Genomic DNA, 15,331 nt, shown 5'->3' with positions numbered 1-15,331 from the left:
CGGCCGGCAGTTCGGCCCCCGTAGCTGCCGCCCGCTGATCCCGACTCGTACGACCGCTTGAATAAGAATAATGTCGAAAAACCAACGCGGGTTGCTGAAGTCTCCCGATATCGACGCCATAGCGCCCCGACGTTCTGTCCATTCGTTGAATGAGAGGGCCATAGTTGGTCCGTTACTGCATGTATGATCGGCGCAAGGATCTCGCGCTCTTGCATTCCGGGGGAACAGCATCTAATAGACGCAAATCCACGTACATGCAATTTGTAAGGCAACGCTAACTAATTCTACGGCGCGACCTTCTATTTCAAACTACGGTGGATCTCGTCTAAATCCGATGGTACCGTTCCTCAGCATCTGATCGCCAGACTGCAGACTGCGTCCTCACGTCCGGCTTCGAAGCGAACTGTCACCAGCAGCCGCTCCTTGCAGGCGCGCATGACGACTTCTCCGATCCCGCGTTCCCGTGCCTTGAACGCATGCGTGTGACAGCAATCGCTCAGCACAAACCCTTCGAAGTCACCGAAGCAATCAAAGAGCACTTCGCATACCTTGCCGGTGAACTCATGCTCACGCCCTTCTCTGGGCGGTTTGACCGGCACGCCGGTCGGCGACGGCAGAATCGCAGCCGAGTTGCCGCCCAGGCCATCCACGCGTGCGCCGATGTAATCGATGTAGCGTTGGAGCACCGGATACCAGCGATTGGCCGGCGCCATTTGCTGCAACCGCCACCTCATGATGGCAAGCGTGTTTTCCTCAGGGCGGAGCATCACCGCGCTCGTCGTGACGGGGATTTTCACCTGGAACGTTCCGACGACGTAGCGCCAGTTCCGCATCGCCGGCGTGCCGCCTGGTTTTGTTGCCGCAGCTGCCGTCACGTTAACCTCTGCAACCTCAGCCCTGTTCGGCTTACCGGCGGCAGCCTCGACTCGAGGCCTTGCTGCAACGCGCGGCACATCCGTCCGCGCCCGTCGTGACGCAACCCTTCGCACAACGATGTTAAATTCCTCCCCGATAGTGACCGTCGTCGGCAAATCTATGGTGAACAGTCCGGCAAAATTCTCGCCCGTTCCGGAAGGAATCGGCACATATGTGACTCCTCGCGTCACTACGCAGTCGATCGTATGGGCATCCGAAGCCTTAAGCAGGTGCGTTCCATAGATCCCGCTCGCCAGCGAGAGCACCTGAGGCGCATCCACCTGCGGCCAGTAGATATGTGCGACGCTGCCCACCGGCGTCTTGCCCCAGTCGATCATCAGCTCGTCCGGGTAATCGAGCAGTTGCCCAGCAGTCGCCATAATGGTTGGGCTCGGGCGAAGGTCGAAAGTCTGCGGAACGCGGTGCGTGTCGGCGGGCCCCGGGTTGTCCGAGTGGGTCACCTGCAGATTGCGCTGCGCCAGCTTGTCCGAATTCTCCGGGCTCATCGTGACGCCGTTCGCGTTGACGATCGGCGCGTCGTCGTACGCGATCTCAGCCACGAGGCAATGATGGGTGCCCATCATCAGCGTCTGTACCGGCACGCCGTTCGCTTTGTTGTCCGGGTCGTAGACATTGAGGACGCAACCGAAATACGCGAACGCCTGTTCGCCGGACGCGATCTGGATCGTCCGGTTGTTCACGCCGCCCGTTCCATACTCAGGGTTCGACGGGTTGCCTAAGTCCGGACTGTTGCCCGTGGCGAAAAACGGGAGCGTATGTGAATCGGGCGCCGGCAACGGCCACTCGGGCTTGCCGCCTACGGTGTTGCTCAGATACGTGCTCCCCGGCACGAAATCCGTGTCGGCTGTCTGTGTGGACCACATCCGGAAGAACACCTTCACGTTGTGCGCAGCGTCCGCCGGCCCTGGGTTGCCGCGCAGCCGCACCCGCGCGATTGCGAAGTTGTAGTTGTTGAATATCTGAAGCGGAAAAGCGTGCACCGTAAATGGCGTAACCGACGAATCCCCGGTGAGCGCCGCGCCCTGGTCTGGAATCACGCCTGAGGCGAACGGATCCTGGGTGTCGTCGGTGAAGTGATTGTTCGGGTCGTTGAGGAACGTCAGCACGCCCTGCATGTAGCTGTAGGCTCCCGCGAAGCTGTCGCTCGCGAACGCCGGTGCGCCGGCCACCGGTGCCGGATTCACGCCCGGCGTAGCCGTGAACACGCGCAGATCCTGGCTCAGATAGAACACGTTCTCGTGCGCTGGATCGACGTTGGTGAAATACGGATCGGCGCCGCCCACGAGCTCGAACTCTGTCGTCGCGGACGCACCGGCAAGCGGATTGCCGCCCACGGTGGCCTGCGCGTTAAGCACTTCGAAAGCCGGGCCGCCGCCCGGATTCGGGAATGCCGCAAGCGCCGCGGTCTGGAACGTAATGTCGAACGGAAAGCGGATCCGCTGTGGGATCTTGACGTTCGTCGGGTCTTCGAACTGCGGTCCGGCGACATCCTCGGCAATGCCGATCAGGGGAAGGCCGAGAAACGGACCAGAGAGTGCCGGAACTCTTATGCCGAGCGCATTGAAGTTGATGATGTTGAATCCTTCAAGCACCAGCCAGAACGCATTGTTGAAGGCGCCGTGCGTTGGCGAAGCAATAACGTCGGTCACCTCATCGCGGCCGAACGTGCTCTTGTCGACCCAGAACGACAGGATGCCGAGGGGGAACGGGTTGTCGAGATTGCCGCTCGTGATCGTTGAGGTGCCCGGAAGGGCCGTGTCCACGAGTTGCTTGAAGAACGGGAACGGATTAGCCGTGTCGCCAGTCAGGTTACGGTACACCCCACCGAGCGTGTTCGCACCCGCCGCTACGATCGCGTTGATGCCGAAGCCGAGCTGCGCGAACAGGTAGTAGATGAACAGCAACGAGCACCCGGTGACTTTGTCAGGGCCGTCATCCGTCGACGCGATGTTGTTGACGTAGTCGGCGCGCGCGCTACTCAGCCAACTGTTGCTGTTGTCGAAGCCGGCGGGCTGCGGTCCCAATCCGTTGATCGCCATGAACTGGGTGGCGAGAAAGCGCGACAGCCCTTCGCCCTCGCTGCCCTCGGTGCCCTGCCCATACCAGCCCTCGCCCTGAGCCCGCATGAACTGTTCGGTCATCTCCATCACGAGGTGATAGCGAACCTGGTTCGCGTTCTCCGTCGCGGGATTGATCGTCACCGTGAGGTTCCCGTTACTGAGGTTCCAACTTGCGCCGCCGCCGTTCTGCGTGATGTTCACGGCGATGCGCAGATTGACGTCGAGCGCCGTGCCTGCGAACCAGCCAGCGATCTGGTTGAGATCGGCATCGGCCGCGACAATGACCTGATTGGTGCGGGCGGGCTCGATGCCGCCCGGGCCCGCGAGCGAGTCGTCGTACTGGAATTGATAGTTGTTGGTCGCGCCGCCGTTCGTCAGCCCGTTCGATGTCAATGCCATGTCCAGTCTCCTTGGCATCCGGATTCGATGCCCGCAGCTCACCTTTGCCTGCAGGCGAGCGGGCCGACAATCCCTGAGGCGAGCCGCCGGTTGCACCGTGCTCGCGAACTGCTGCCGACTCTTATCGGAGAACGGTTCGCACCGGGGATTTTTGAACGGCGGGTTCCGACGTCGGACCGGCGTCACTCGACGATCAATTTCAAACCGGCTGGAGGGGACTCGCCGAACACGCGCATGGAGTCGGCATCGTCGGATGCGACTGTGTCGCGCACCATCTCGACCCACGTTTGCGGTGCGTTCGCGGCTTCGAGCCGCCGTATGACGGTCTCGCGAACCGCCAGCGGCAGATCCCGCGAACGATCCCCGATCATGCGGGCGATCTGCACGGGGGTAAATACGGCCGGCTCGATTTTCTTCCAGTCGTGCGCGAGGATCGCATCCAGCCACCATGCGGGTACGTCGGGCGGCACGACGCAGCGCACGCTCCCGTGAACCGCCTCCGTAGAATGGTCGACGCGCACTGATACGCCCGATGACCCACCAGTTCTGCGGATTTTCTGAAGGCTTTTGCAGCATGACGAATTCGGGATGGCGCTCATCTACCTGTGCGCCATCGATCAGGCGGTGACGTTCGGCGAGGCTGAACAGGCGCAGGATCTGTTCGGTCGTGGGGCGTGCGTACTGTCGCTGCTCGGGACAAAGAGGCAGTTCGTCGATATTCTCACGCTTCATGGCAAGGCGCAGCTCGCGTTCAATGAGCGCCTGCACAAGCAGTGCAAGGAAGTACAGCGTGAAGAACGCCTCGATACGGCCTTCATCCTTCAGGAACACCGGCGCGATCTCGTGTACGGTCTTGACCTGTTCGAAGCGCTTCTCGATCATCGGCTGACCCTTGTGGGGATGCCCTGCACACGGACCAGGGGCGCGTGCGGCCACTGGTTCACGCCCGCGGAGATGGAGAAATTCGAGGCGTCGGTCAGGCGGCGTGTCCACCAGGGCATTTCCCTCGTAGGCATACTGTGTGCCTTTCGGCTGGGCACCAAGGAGCTTTGGCTAGCTCACCTCGACCTGGCGGAGCACGATAACGCATTGCGCGACGAGCTGCTCTTCGTGATATCGCCGTACCGGCTCGAATATTCCGACTTCATGGCCCAGTTCATCGGGCGGGTATTTCTCGACGAACAATTCCAGCAGACGAGCTGGCGGGCTATCGCAGCCAGGGCGCTTCGGGGCTGCTGTCACGCCATCGTGGGCACCCGAGCAACTACCAGCTGGCAGACGGCGTGGCCGAGCGCGCGTTGAACCTGATCCGGGATCGTTACCCGGATTTTGGTCCGACGCTCGCCTGCGAGAAACTGCGTGAATGTCACAGGCTGGCGCTGTCCAAGGAAACGGTGCGGCACCTGATGACGGATGCCGGCCTGTGGATGCCGCGCCGGCAGCGGCCGCCGAAGCTCTACCAGCCGCGGGCACGGCGGTCGTGTCTGGGCGAGCTGGTGCAGATTGACGGCAGCGATCACCGCTGGTTCGAGGAACGGGCGCCGGCGTGCACGCTGCTGGTGTATGTCGACGACGCGACCAGCCGGCTGATGGCGCTGCACTTCACGGCGACCGAATCGACCTTCAGCTACTTTGAAGTGACCCGGGCGTATCTGGAACAGCATGGCAAGCCGGTGGCGTTCTACAGCGACAGGGCGAGCGTGTTCCGCTCGACGCAGACGGCGACGACCGGCGGCAAAGGCGTGACGCACTTCGGCCGGGCGATGTTCGAGCTGAACATTGATGGGCTGTGTGCGAATTCGAGTCAGGCCAAGGGCTACGCTGCATAGTGCACCTCATAGGTCGGTTGCGTTGGTGTTTATGCGGCCGAACGTCGGCCACGGGTCTTTCCCTGGTGCTGGAACTTTACTGGTGCGTCGGCGCCCGGAGGTTCGAAGAGATATCCGCCCTTGTCGTCGTAACGGTGCGCTACAAGCAGGCCCGCACGACGCCAGCTCTTGACGGTCGTCGGCGCCACGTCCAACCGCTCTGCGAGATGAGAGACACGACACGACAAGCATCTTGAATGGCGGCAGCCAGCGAAGCACAGCCGGTGGGGTGATTGATCACTCGTCATGGTCCGCTTACCACCGCCACACGAGATGCTCGTCACGATCCCTTTGCAGCAGCGCGCCGCAATAACCGAGGGTCGGTCAACCACTCATCACGCGCTCCAACCACGACGAGCGCGAAGTCTGGATGATTGGGATTGAGCAAATAGTTGGATTCCGCAGGAACGACCGCACTGGGAACAGCCAGCACTGCGCTGGTTAGCTTCCGCTCCCACGCCGATCCAATCTGCTGCAACTCGGCCCGCGCCGAGAGATCCCGCCAGTCGCGAGGCAAACTGGCTGGATCGATACGTTCGACGATTTTCTCGGGGAAACGGGCCGGGATCATCACATAGCGGGCACGCAGCGGTGAATCCTGGACCAGCATTTCGAGCAGCGCGAGCGATTGCGTCTGCGCCGTATACACCATCGCGACGCCTTTGGGGTTCCACCGGCCACCGTACAATCGCGCTCCTTCCCCAGAAAAAGCGGTATCCGCATATCGCTCGGTCACCACCCGCCATGCCGTGAACATCACGCAAACACGCCATGCTCGATGCGTCCCAGCGTATCCATCACGCTATCGGTGCCAATGTCGGTATCGACAAGACTCAGTGGCGTGGCGTCTTCCAGGGCAGCAACCGGCGTCTTAAGCCAGGCGAGTGCCAGGTCGAGATCGTCAAACACCTCGGCAGCGCGCGCGGCGACACGCGCGAGTCGCAGCAGCTTGGCTGACTCCTCACGGCTCAACACCCCTTCCCGCTTGCGACGCGCCAAGGTACGCTCCGGGATATCGAGCGCCTGCGCCAGTTCTGCTTGCGAAAGTCCGATGGATTTGAGCATCGCGTCCAGCGCCCGCGACGAAATGCCGTGGCGGACCACGTCCACCCATTCAAGGCCGGATCGGGGAGAACGCGGAAATACCGACCGGCCTCCCAGCAATGAATCGGCTGATACCTTCTCGATGACGTTCACGATTTCACCTCCTGCCATTTGGCATCTATTTTATACCAAAATGGCAGAGACGGTAGTTGCTGCCAGAGCATCGTCGGTCCGGGCCGGACTGCCGGCTACTTTCAGCAAAAGATCGCGCCAAACACCCTTGGGGTGAGATCGACGACACGCCCAGGAACCGCTCCACCCGAAGGTGCGCTCGTATGCCAGGAATCTGGAGACCATGGCGTATGGGAGCGAAGGAAGGCTGAGGCGGGCGATGCGCAACAGGTAGGCTGAGCTCCCGTCGCGATAAATGCCCTAAATTCATTGGCTTGGCGACTGCGGTCGGGTACCGTCGCGTCAGAACAGCCTGGTCTGCCGGGGATCGCGTGGCGGGGGTCGGGATACGTCAGTCCGGCTGGTTTGTCGGCGTTTGCCGCTCCTGTCTCCGACCCGCTGTAGCCGTGCCAGCATCACGCATTCCACTGCCTCATCGTTGAAGCGCAACTCGAACACGCCGGTTTCGCCGGACGGACACGGCGCCGTTGCGCGGAGCGACAGGCGCAGACCCCACCGTTTCGCGCGGGCAATCATCTGCGTGCGACTCATGCCGGGCCAGCAATCAGAGATGAAGAGCGCCACCGCGTCGGGCAGAGACTCATGCGCGACGCCCGGTGGAAGCGTCAGTCCAGTGAGGGGTTGTAAGCTGGAACCCCAGATTTGCTGGAAGTCTTTTTGATACAGTGGGTTAGCGCTTGTTTTTTGTTTTTTTGGCGAAAAAGGTCCGATTCATTTGCCTCGCGCGTTGGATTTCATTGCTACGCAGGTACATCGTAGTCGCGGTGAGTGATCCCGGCCGCAGGTTAGCGCGTACAGTTGTCAATTCTGCGGCGCGGGCCAGCGCGTGATGCCGGATCCAGCTTGGACTCGCGCGGTTCCCAATTCGGATAACGGACTATCGCCATTGATTCCAGTCCAAGCCGTTGTGACGACCAAGATTGGGTTATCGGATCGGAGGAAGATCACTCATGTCCCGCGGCAAGTAGTCGAACAGGCGCACAATGTCACCAACCACGACATGGTCGAAGCCCCCCGGCCATACGTTCATTTTCGGCCTGGCTGACGGGCGCGTCATCGACGGCAGCGTCGGCGGCAACAGCGCCCGCTGGCTGAACCACTCCTGCCAGCCGAACTGCGAGGCGATCGAGGACGAGCGGGGGCGGGTTTTCATCGAGACGCTCAAAGACGTGATGCCGGGCGACGAGCTTTATATTGCCTATGGACTCACGATCGACGACGCGATTACTCCCGAACTGATTGCTGACTATGCCTGCCGCTGTGGGGCGAAGAGGTGTAGCGGTTCGATGCTGGCCCCGGCGAGCGGCTATTAAGCGCGCCCCTCACAGGCGCATCCGGCTTTTCCTTCGAAATGGTTCGCCGCAGGAAGATCCGTCAAGCTGTGCACCGTCCCGTCCCGTCCCGTCCTGTCCCGTCCTGTCCCGTCCTGTCCCGTCGCACCCAGCCGCCACACGTTATCCGCGCAAGGCCGGCGCGCCTTGTCAGCACCCCCGTCGACGGAGTAGGATTAAATCCTGTCAGCTTGGAGAGCGCCATGCGTACCACACAGCAGTTCAGCATTACCCTGCCCAACGAGATGGCCGAGCTCATCCGCACCAAGGTCGCCAGCGGCGAATATGCTTCTGAAAGCGAGGTAATCCGCGACGGGCTACGCACCCTCGCGGCCCGCGACAGGGCCATCGAGGCCTGGCTGCGCGACGAGGTGATGCCTGCGGCCGAAGCGTTGCGCGCGGAGCCCGCGCGCGCGCTCACGCCCGAGCAGGTGCGCGCTCACCTGGCGAAGAAGCGCTCGGGCGCCGCATGACCTACCGGGTGCAGTTCGCCCCGGAAGCGCGGGACCAGCTTGAGGAAATAGAACGGTTCATCATTGAAGCGGGTTCGCCCGTCACGGCGGCTCGCTATGTGGACGCCATCGTGAATTTTTGCCTGCGCCTGCAGACGTTCCCTGAGCGCGGCGTCGCGCGCGATGATCTGTTACCTGGACCCACTACCGGCAGCGCGTGGTCATTGCTTACCTTCTGGATCCTGAGGTGGTGTCAATCGTTGGCGTGTTCTACGGCGGACAGGCCTGGGAACCATCTTTCGCCGACCCGACGGAGCACGACCACTGAGGACGCGTCCGCACCGTGGCCACCGACGCGAGCGGTCGGCGCGCAATGGTCGAGTCAGTCGACGAGCACGACAGGAAATTGAGAAGCGCGGTCAAATGGAATAATCTCATCAGTCCCACCAGCCAACTGCTCTGAATCCGACGGATGCAGCTCGACATTTTCAACGACAGCCGCGACGTGATGCTGCGCAATGACGTCCTGTCAGCGTTGCAGCGGTACGATGCCGCGGGCGCGCGGCGCGCGCTGCAGGCCCTTGCGAACGAGTATCCGGGCGATGTCGCCCAGGTGTATTTCGGTTCGATCGTCAATGCTCTCGCGGGTCGATCGACGGTACCGTTTGACCGTCACGAAGCCGCCCTGCAGGCTCGCCAGGCGCTATCTCACGAAGTCCAGCCCGCAGTCGCGCATGTGTTCCCGAGGCAGAGCGGGACGACCTGGCTCGCACCGCTCTGGTCAGAACTGGCCGGGCGCGCCGGTGCGCTGCCTTTCCGTGCGGACCACGCGGATGCGCACGCGGCGCCGCTCTTCCTGCTTGCTGCGCGGTGGGCCGAGGCCTCCGATGCGATATCGCGCATCGCATCCTGGCGACGGATTCCAGCGCCGCTTTGCTGGATGACGGAGGCACGTTACCGGCTCGATGGTCTGGACGCGGCCTGGCCATTGCTGGTGGAACTTGCGTGGCTTTCTCCATCCCGGTTTGACCAGCTTTTGAGCCGGCTTGGCGACGCGTGCGTCAATACATTGCGGCGCAACTTCGATACATCGTTCGACGGCGCCGGCGACATTGACGATCTTGCATGGTTTCCGGCGTGGGTACTCACGGAAAAGGCCGGCCTCGCGCCGCTGTTCAAACAGGCAGAGCCTTCGCGACGCAATGCGCCCGAGCGGGCGGCGAAGGTGATGCTCCAGTTACTCAGTCTGGAGCGTCAGGGCCGGCATCACGAACTGCTGGAAACCCGGCGCGAACTGCAGGCGCTCAACACGGCGCTGTACGCCGCCTATATGAAGACGCGCTGAACTGGCACCCCGGAGCATGACACGCACAACCTCTCACAAATGGGCTTTCGCCACGCGGTTCCGGCGTGGCGCGTTCGGCTGGAAATCCGCGTTGCCGATCCAGCGGCTGAAAGAAGCGCTGGCGGAGATCCGGCAGATCGCCCGTGCCGATCCTGTTCTCGCCGCGGACGGCGCGGAAAAGCTTTCGCCGGCGCTTGAACACGTAGACAGCTCGTCGGGGGCAATTGGCACCGCCGTGAATCGCGCAATCGACTCGCTTGTGCCGGTCATTGCCGGGGTGGATGTGCCTGCTCCGGTCCGGATGCGTTGGCTGGAACGCCTGTTTGACGCGCTCCAGGATGACCCGATGCCGTATATCGAACAGCTGGGCGATCGCTGGGGTGACCTGTGTACGTCGCCCGACATCGCGTCCTTATGGGCAGACAGGTTGTTGCCGATTACAGCGCGCGTGATGGGCGCTGAAGGACTGGGGGAGCATTTCGCGGGTACCACCGCCTGCCTGAGTGCGCTCGATGCTGCCCGGCGCCATCAGGAACTACTCGCTCTCGTGAATGGCGCGCGCCTGAACTGGTGGGGGTATCGCCAGTACGGAGTGGATGCACTGATCGCATTAAATCGTTCGACCGAAGCACTGCGTTACGCGGAAGTGTCGAGGGGGCTGAACGCGCCCACTGCTGCAATCGCCCGCAAATGCGAAGCGATCCTTCTGTCGTCGGGCATGATGGACGAGGCCGATCGGCGTTACGCAATCGAGGCCAATCAGGCCACCACGCATCTCGCGACATTCCGTGCCATCGCAAAAAAATATCCGGACAGGAGTTCCGACAGCATTCTCCGCGACCTGGTCGCGAGCAGTCCCGGCGCTGAGGGGAAATGGTTCGCCGCCGCGAAGGACGCCGGCCTGCTCGATCAGGCGGCGTCGCTCGCGATGCGCGGCCCCACCGACCCGCGAACCCTGACGCGAGCCGCACGCGATTTCGCGCAGCGCAAGCCTGAATTCGCCGTGGCCTGTGGCACGGCAGCGCTGCACTGGATGGCTGCAGGCTTCGGTTACGAAATCACGGGGAGCGATGTGCTGGATGCTTACGGCGCGCTGGCGGATGCGGCCCTTGCTTCCGGCATGGAACGTGACCAGCTCAACAGGCGTCTGCGGGAGCAGTTTGCGGCCATTCCGGGGCATTCGTTCGTCGCCACGGTGCTGGCGCATCATTGGGTCGCATAACGTCTCGATGCATCCGGTTACGGCATGGACGGTTTTTGCACGGCCCGAGCCCCGGCGTGTTGTCATCAACGGGTCCCTCCCGGTGGTGTGGGACGGGCGCCCGTTTTGCCGCCGATGACTGGACTCAAGCGCAAAGTGGCTGGAAATGGCAGTTTTACGACAGGCAGAAGTCAGCACAGGACTTGCATCATGGAAGAGTACAACCCCGGGTGTGCGCCCGAACCTGAATCATGGCTCGAACTCGACGAACAGGAGCGAATTGCGCTCGTCGAAACGTATCACCGGGTCGCCCGGATCAAGCTTCCCAACGTCACGGCACACGCTGCACTACACACGATCGTCGAAAACCAGATCGCCCTGAACCTTGAGCCCGTGGTCCGGGCGATGGATCGCCTCGGGAAAGAAGGACTTACGCGACACGACGCGGTTCACGCGATCGGCTCAGTCGTCGCAGAGCATCTGTTTGATATTTTGAAGACGGATCAGAACGACGATGCTGCGACTTCGCAGGCGCGTTATTACGCGGCGGTGGAGCGGTTGACCGCCGCAAGCTGGCGCAGAGGTGAACACTGATGCCGATACCATCGAAACTTCAACGGTGGTTTGAAGCGAGGCAGCGTTTCAGATTGAGCCATGCTCATATCCAGATGGCGCGCGAACTGGGATTGAATCCCCGAAAATTCGGGTCACTGGCTAACGGGCAGCAGGAACCGTGGAAGCGCCCCCTCTCGGAATTTATCGCGCATTGTTATCACAAGCGCTTTGGTCGTACTACGCCAGAACACGTGCAATCTCTGGAGGACGTCGTGAAGTGTGCGGAAGGGCGGCGCAGCGAGCGGCGGGAAAGAAAAACGAACAGAGCGGTTCCACCGACAGGGCCGCAACGTAGCGATGACGGATCGAGCGAAAAGTTGCCGGAGCTCTGCGCACGCGGCGGTGAATAGGGTTCGACCGGAACGGACATGACGACCGTCTGGGTGGGCGACGTGGACCACTTGCGCCGAGGGTGCCTCTACTTTTACTTCCAAAACGCTTCTACTTTCGCTTCATTGCACGGCTACCGTCGTGTCCCCGCTTGATGACAGGGGTGTACTCAGCCATCTGCTGGCAGATAGGGGTGCCCTCAAGAAACGGATTTTTTCGTACGCTAAGACCGCACCCTGGTCGATTTCACCGCGCGCACCGGCCGGAATCGCCCCTTGGCGACGCGTTTGTTCGCGTGCCACACATAGTCGCCTGTCAGGTTGATGTGATTCCAGCCCAGCGGCGCGACGTGCGGGATCAGGCTGTCGCCGATCTCCCGCTGCCGCCGTAAGGCGGCAATCGACCGCTCCAGATACACCGTGTTCCACAACGTGATCGCGGCCACCACCAGATTCAGGCCGCTTGCCCGGTAGCGCTGGTTTTCGTATGAACGGTCCCGTATCTCGCCCAGCCGGTAGAAGAACACCGCCCGCGCCAGCGAATTGCGGGCTTCGCCCTTGTTCAGTCCGGCAGACACACGGCGGCGCAGCGCCGGGTCCTGGAACCATTTCAGTGTGAACAGCGTGCGCTCGATGCGGCCAAGTTCACGCAGGCCGACAGCGAGACCGTTTTGCCGCGGATACGCGCTGAGCTTGCGCAGGATGAGGGAAGCCGTCATTGTGCCTTGCTGGATCGATGCGGCCAGGCGGACCACGTCTTCGAATTCCCGTTCGATCAGTTTCCGGCTGATCGAACCGCCGATCAGCGACGACAATGCTGGCCAGTCCCCCGGCTTGCCGGGCACATACAGGTTCTTGTCCGCCAGATCGGCGATGCGAGGCGCAAACTCGAATCCAAGGAAGTGGCACAACGCGAACACGTGGTCGGTAAAGCCGGCAGTGTCTGTGTAGTGCTCCTCGATACGCAGATCTGACTCGTGATATAGCAAGCCATCCAGCACATGCGTGGCGTCGCGCACCGGCGAATTAATGACCTTGGTGTGAAACGGTGCGTACTGGTCTGAGATGTGCGTATAGAACAGTACGCCCGGTTCGTTGCCATACTTCGCGTTTCGATATCCGGCGGCCTGACCGTGCGCCTCCGGCGCGGAAGCGCTGACCGTCGGACGACGAGGTGACGCCCTCGCCCCAGTACGCGGCGAAAGGCAACCGATGCTGATAGTTGACCAGTTCGGCCAGCCCCTTCTGATAGGTCTCGTCACGGATATACCAGGCTACCAGCCATGACAGTTTCGCCCCGCTCGTGGCCGGACAGGCATCGGCCATTTTCTCCAGCCCGAGGTTGAACGCATCAGCGAGGAGCGCGGTCAGTAACAGCGTCCGGTCGGGCGGTTCGGAGTCGCTTTTCAGGTGAGTGAAATGACGTGTGAAGTTGGTCCATTGGTCTACCTCGAGCAGCAGATCCGTGATCTTCACACGCGGCATCAGGTCATATGCCCCGCTGAGATGGCCCACATTAGCCGAATTACTGCACCCACTAGGGAAGCGCTGATCAATAACGTCTTTGTGTCGATCGGATTGTCGAACTGATCACGTAATTTCGCAATGCAAAATATAAGTACATGCCGAGCGGCTTTTTTCGCGAAAAGCGCCGGTTTGCGCCTTCCCCTGGCGCTCTTGGCGCACTCAGGACGGACTGCTCCCATGACTGGCCAACAACGATTTCTTGGCCAGCACCAGATTGGCCAGACCAAACAGGCTGAACAACTGCGCTGTGTTCTTCGCCAGACCTTTGTAGCGTACCTTGCGATGACCAGACAGATTCTTGATCACGTGGAAGGGATGCTCGACCCGCGCCCGGATCTGCGCCTTCGTTCGCTCCGCAGCGATCAGCAGATCCTTCAATGCGCCTTCGCGCATCGCCTTGATCTTGCCGCGCTTGATGGCAACATGCCACTTTACGGTGGCGCCTTGCATCTCCTCCCGCTTCTCCACGCCTGTATAGCCCGCATCGCCGAATGCGTGCGCTTCATGACCATGCAGCAGGGCATGCGCCTGCGAGACATCCGATTCATTGGCGGCTGTCCCCACTACACTATGCACCAGCCCCGAGTCGGCATCCACGCCGACATGTGCCTTCATACCAAAGTGCCACTCGTTACATTTTCTTGGTCTGATGCATCTCTGGGTCGCGCTGCTTCTCGGCGTTCTTGGTCGACGGCGGTGCCTCGATGATCGTCGCATCCACCAGCGTGCCTTCCTTCATCATCAACCCGCGTTCGCACAGCGAGATGCCGATCTCGTCGAACAGCCGGCGCGTCAGATCATGCTCGAGCAGCAAGCGACGGAACTTCAGCAAAGTCGTCGCATCCGGCACGTTCTCGACTGCCAGATCAATCCCGGCAAAGGCGCGCATCGCGATGCTGTCATACAGCGCATCTTCCAAGCCTTCGTCCGACAGTCCATACCACTGCTGCAGGAAGTAGATGCGCAGCATGCGCTCCAACCCGATCGGCAGACGCCCTCGCGTGCCCTTCGGGTAGTACGGTTCGAGCGCCGCCAGCAGACGCGCCCAAGGCACGACACTGTTCATCTCGGTCAAAAAGCGCTGTCGACGAGTCACGCGCTTCTTGCCGGTGCATTCCGCTTTCGCAAAACTGATCTGCCGCTTCATTCACTATGCCTGTTCCGGGGGGCTTCTCTACAACGTCTTAGTCGTGCTCAACGATGACCGTCCGGCGGAATAAATCAGTGGTTCCCTAGCAGAATTAACGGCCCTCAACAATTCCTCGTTTGCCTTCGAGTGCTATACACGGGCGCAACACCCCAATTAAAACGGACAACCAAGTCGAGCTACCTATAAGACGGAACGGTTACCCGCCTAAAGCGATGATCGCCATCGTCAGGAGCACGCCCAGCGTCATCATCGAAAGTCCGCCTTTCCAGCCGGTCCAGCCTGCGTAGCCGCCCAAGGCGAAGCCGCAGAAGAACAACATCGCGAGCGTCAGCACGCGCGAGACGAGCAGCGCCGTCGGAACATGACTGAAGATGACGAACGGCACCGCAACCGGAAATGTCGAAAGCACGATGATGATGAAGATGCCCAGCGCCGCGAGAAAGTCATCGCGCTCGAAGCGCGCACGCTCGGGCAGGCTATCGCTTTCGGCAATGCGTTTGCGTATCGATTCGAGATCGGTGTCGGAGATGAACGGGTCGAGCGATGCGGACACTCGTTCGCGCAGCGCGCGCACGCCCGCCGCCTGATCGCGTTCGCGCTTAATGGCGAGCGCGAGCGCATGCCTGCGAGACCGATCCGCGATAGTGCGCACGAGATACATGACAGCATCGGCGAGACCCCACGCGAGATTGCAGCCAAGCGCCGTGTAGAGCATCTTGCGCCCGGCGTCTTCTCCGCTCGTCGCGGCAGATACGGTACCGACGAAAGTCAACGCCATGAACAGGCCGAAGCACAGCTCGGACACGCGATCGACGGTATCGAGCACGGGTTCTCGCGTGCGGGCGGCTTGTTCCTCCGACGGCCTTTTCGTGAGCATCTGAG

The 15,331-nt window shown here is 61.5% G+C and carries 11 protein-coding genes and 4 pseudogenes; 7 read left to right on the top strand and 8 right to left on the bottom strand.

What is annotated here, in order from left to right:
• Positions 1 to 347: 347 nt before the first annotated feature.
• The gene (locus tag P3T23_RS26500; protein ID WP_429319064.1) at positions 348 to 3,395 is read right to left on the bottom strand and encodes a hypothetical protein; all 3,048 of its coding nucleotides are present in this window, start codon (positions 3,393 to 3,395) and stop codon (positions 348 to 350) included.
• A gap of 182 nt (positions 3,396 to 3,577) precedes the next feature.
• Positions 3,578 to 3,968 (bottom strand): annotated as a pseudogene (locus tag P3T23_RS26495) (Hsp70 family protein); the annotation flags it as partial.
• Between the two features lie 542 nt (positions 3,969 to 4,510).
• Here P3T23_RS26495 and P3T23_RS26490 point away from each other — a divergent pair.
• Positions 4,511 to 5,212 (top strand): annotated as a pseudogene (locus P3T23_RS26490) (ISNCY family transposase); the annotation flags it as partial.
• Positions 5,213 to 5,253: 41 nt separating this feature from the next.
• Here P3T23_RS26490 and P3T23_RS26485 read toward each other — a convergent pair.
• Genes P3T23_RS26485 through parS form a run of 3 tightly spaced genes read right to left on the bottom strand, consistent with a single transcriptional unit; the run spans position 5,254 to position 6,460 of the window.
• Positions 5,254 to 5,511, bottom strand: coding sequence for a MerR family transcriptional regulator (locus P3T23_RS26485; protein ID WP_429319063.1), 258 nt, complete (start codon positions 5,509 to 5,511; stop codon positions 5,254 to 5,256).
• A gap of 32 nt (positions 5,512 to 5,543) precedes the next feature.
• The gene (locus P3T23_RS26480) at positions 5,544 to 6,020 is read right to left on the bottom strand and encodes an RES family NAD+ phosphorylase (protein WP_429319168.1); all 477 of its coding nucleotides are present in this window, start codon (positions 6,018 to 6,020) and stop codon (positions 5,544 to 5,546) included.
• Positions 6,020 to 6,460, bottom strand: coding sequence for a type II RES/Xre toxin-antitoxin system antitoxin (parS, locus tag P3T23_RS26475; RefSeq protein WP_201124142.1), 441 nt, complete (start codon positions 6,458 to 6,460; stop codon positions 6,020 to 6,022). Before parS ends, P3T23_RS26480 begins: the two co-directional genes overlap by 1 nt.
• A 1,055-nt stretch (positions 6,461 to 7,515) precedes the next feature.
• On the opposite strand from parS, the pseudogene P3T23_RS26470 reads away from it, so the two are divergent.
• From P3T23_RS26470 to P3T23_RS26445, 6 genes and pseudogenes are all read left to right on the top strand, one after another.
• Positions 7,516 to 7,812: pseudogene (locus tag P3T23_RS26470) on the top strand (SET domain-containing protein); the annotation flags it as partial.
• 221 nt (positions 7,813 to 8,033) lie between these two features.
• Positions 8,034 to 8,303, top strand: a complete 270-nt coding sequence (locus P3T23_RS26465) for a type II toxin-antitoxin system ParD family antitoxin (RefSeq protein ID WP_429319062.1) — start codon at positions 8,034 to 8,036, stop codon at positions 8,301 to 8,303.
• The gene (locus tag P3T23_RS26460) at positions 8,300 to 8,692 is read left to right on the top strand and encodes a type II toxin-antitoxin system RelE/ParE family toxin (RefSeq protein WP_429319061.1); all 393 of its coding nucleotides are present in this window, start codon (positions 8,300 to 8,302) and stop codon (positions 8,690 to 8,692) included. Before P3T23_RS26465 ends, P3T23_RS26460 begins: the two co-directional genes overlap by 4 nt.
• A 62-nt stretch (positions 8,693 to 8,754) precedes the next feature.
• On the top strand, positions 8,755 to 9,627 hold the full coding sequence (locus P3T23_RS26455) for a hypothetical protein (RefSeq protein ID WP_429319060.1): 873 nt from the start codon (positions 8,755 to 8,757) through the stop codon (positions 9,625 to 9,627).
• A 16-nt stretch (positions 9,628 to 9,643) separates the two neighbouring features.
• On the top strand, positions 9,644 to 10,849 hold the full coding sequence (locus P3T23_RS26450; protein WP_429319059.1) for a hypothetical protein: 1,206 nt from the start codon (positions 9,644 to 9,646) through the stop codon (positions 10,847 to 10,849).
• 189 nt (positions 10,850 to 11,038) lie between these two features.
• The gene (locus tag P3T23_RS26445) at positions 11,039 to 11,422 is read left to right on the top strand and encodes a hypothetical protein (RefSeq protein WP_429319058.1); all 384 of its coding nucleotides are present in this window, start codon (positions 11,039 to 11,041) and stop codon (positions 11,420 to 11,422) included.
• 574 nt (positions 11,423 to 11,996) lie between these two features.
• On the opposite strand, the pseudogene P3T23_RS26440 reads toward P3T23_RS26445, so the two are convergent.
• From P3T23_RS26440 to P3T23_RS26430, 3 genes and pseudogenes are all read right to left on the bottom strand, one after another.
• A pseudogene (locus P3T23_RS26440) lies at positions 11,997 to 13,260 on the bottom strand (Tn3 family transposase); the annotation flags it as partial.
• A gap of 198 nt (positions 13,261 to 13,458) precedes the next feature.
• Positions 13,459 to 14,446 (bottom strand): IS5 family transposase gene (locus P3T23_RS26435; RefSeq protein ID WP_429319057.1). Its coding sequence is split into 2 segments (ribosomal slippage): positions 13,459 to 13,938 and positions 13,940 to 14,446, totalling 987 coding nucleotides; the frame shifts between segments, so codons are not numbered across the junction.
• 199 nt (positions 14,447 to 14,645) lie between these two features.
• The gene (locus P3T23_RS26430; RefSeq protein ID WP_429319056.1) at positions 14,646 to 15,326 is read right to left on the bottom strand and encodes a VIT1/CCC1 transporter family protein; all 681 of its coding nucleotides are present in this window, start codon (positions 15,324 to 15,326) and stop codon (positions 14,646 to 14,648) included.
• Positions 15,327 to 15,331 lie beyond the last annotated feature (5 nt).

The sequence above is a fragment of the Paraburkholderia sp. GAS448 genome (assembly GCF_050435685.1).
Taxonomy (GTDB): domain Bacteria; phylum Pseudomonadota; class Gammaproteobacteria; order Burkholderiales; family Burkholderiaceae; genus Paraburkholderia.
This window is presented reverse-complemented; position numbering and strand designations above follow the sequence as displayed.

Excerpts from the sequence above, each read along its gene's own strand:
- P3T23_RS26500 (WP_429319064.1), bottom strand. The coding sequence starts at position 3,395 with ATGGCATTGACATCGAACGGGCTGACGAACGGCGGCGCGACCAACAAC.
- P3T23_RS26485 (WP_429319063.1), bottom strand. The coding sequence starts at position 5,511 with ATGACGAGTGATCAATCACCCCACCGGCTGTGCTTCGCTGGCTGCCGC.
- P3T23_RS26480 (WP_429319168.1), bottom strand. The coding sequence starts at position 6,020 with ATGTTCACGGCATGGCGGGTGGTGACCGAGCGATATGCGGATACCGCT.
- P3T23_RS26465 (WP_429319062.1), top strand. The coding sequence starts at position 8,034 with ATGCGTACCACACAGCAGTTCAGCATTACCCTGCCCAACGAGATGGCC.
- P3T23_RS26460 (WP_429319061.1), top strand. The coding sequence starts at position 8,300 with ATGACCTACCGGGTGCAGTTCGCCCCGGAAGCGCGGGACCAGCTTGAG.
- P3T23_RS26455 (WP_429319060.1), top strand. The coding sequence starts at position 8,755 with ATGCAGCTCGACATTTTCAACGACAGCCGCGACGTGATGCTGCGCAAT.
- P3T23_RS26450 (WP_429319059.1), top strand. The coding sequence starts at position 9,644 with ATGACACGCACAACCTCTCACAAATGGGCTTTCGCCACGCGGTTCCGG.
- P3T23_RS26445 (WP_429319058.1), top strand. The coding sequence starts at position 11,039 with ATGGAAGAGTACAACCCCGGGTGTGCGCCCGAACCTGAATCATGGCTC.
- P3T23_RS26430 (WP_429319056.1), bottom strand. The coding sequence starts at position 15,326 with ATGCTCACGAAAAGGCCGTCGGAGGAACAAGCCGCCCGCACGCGAGAA.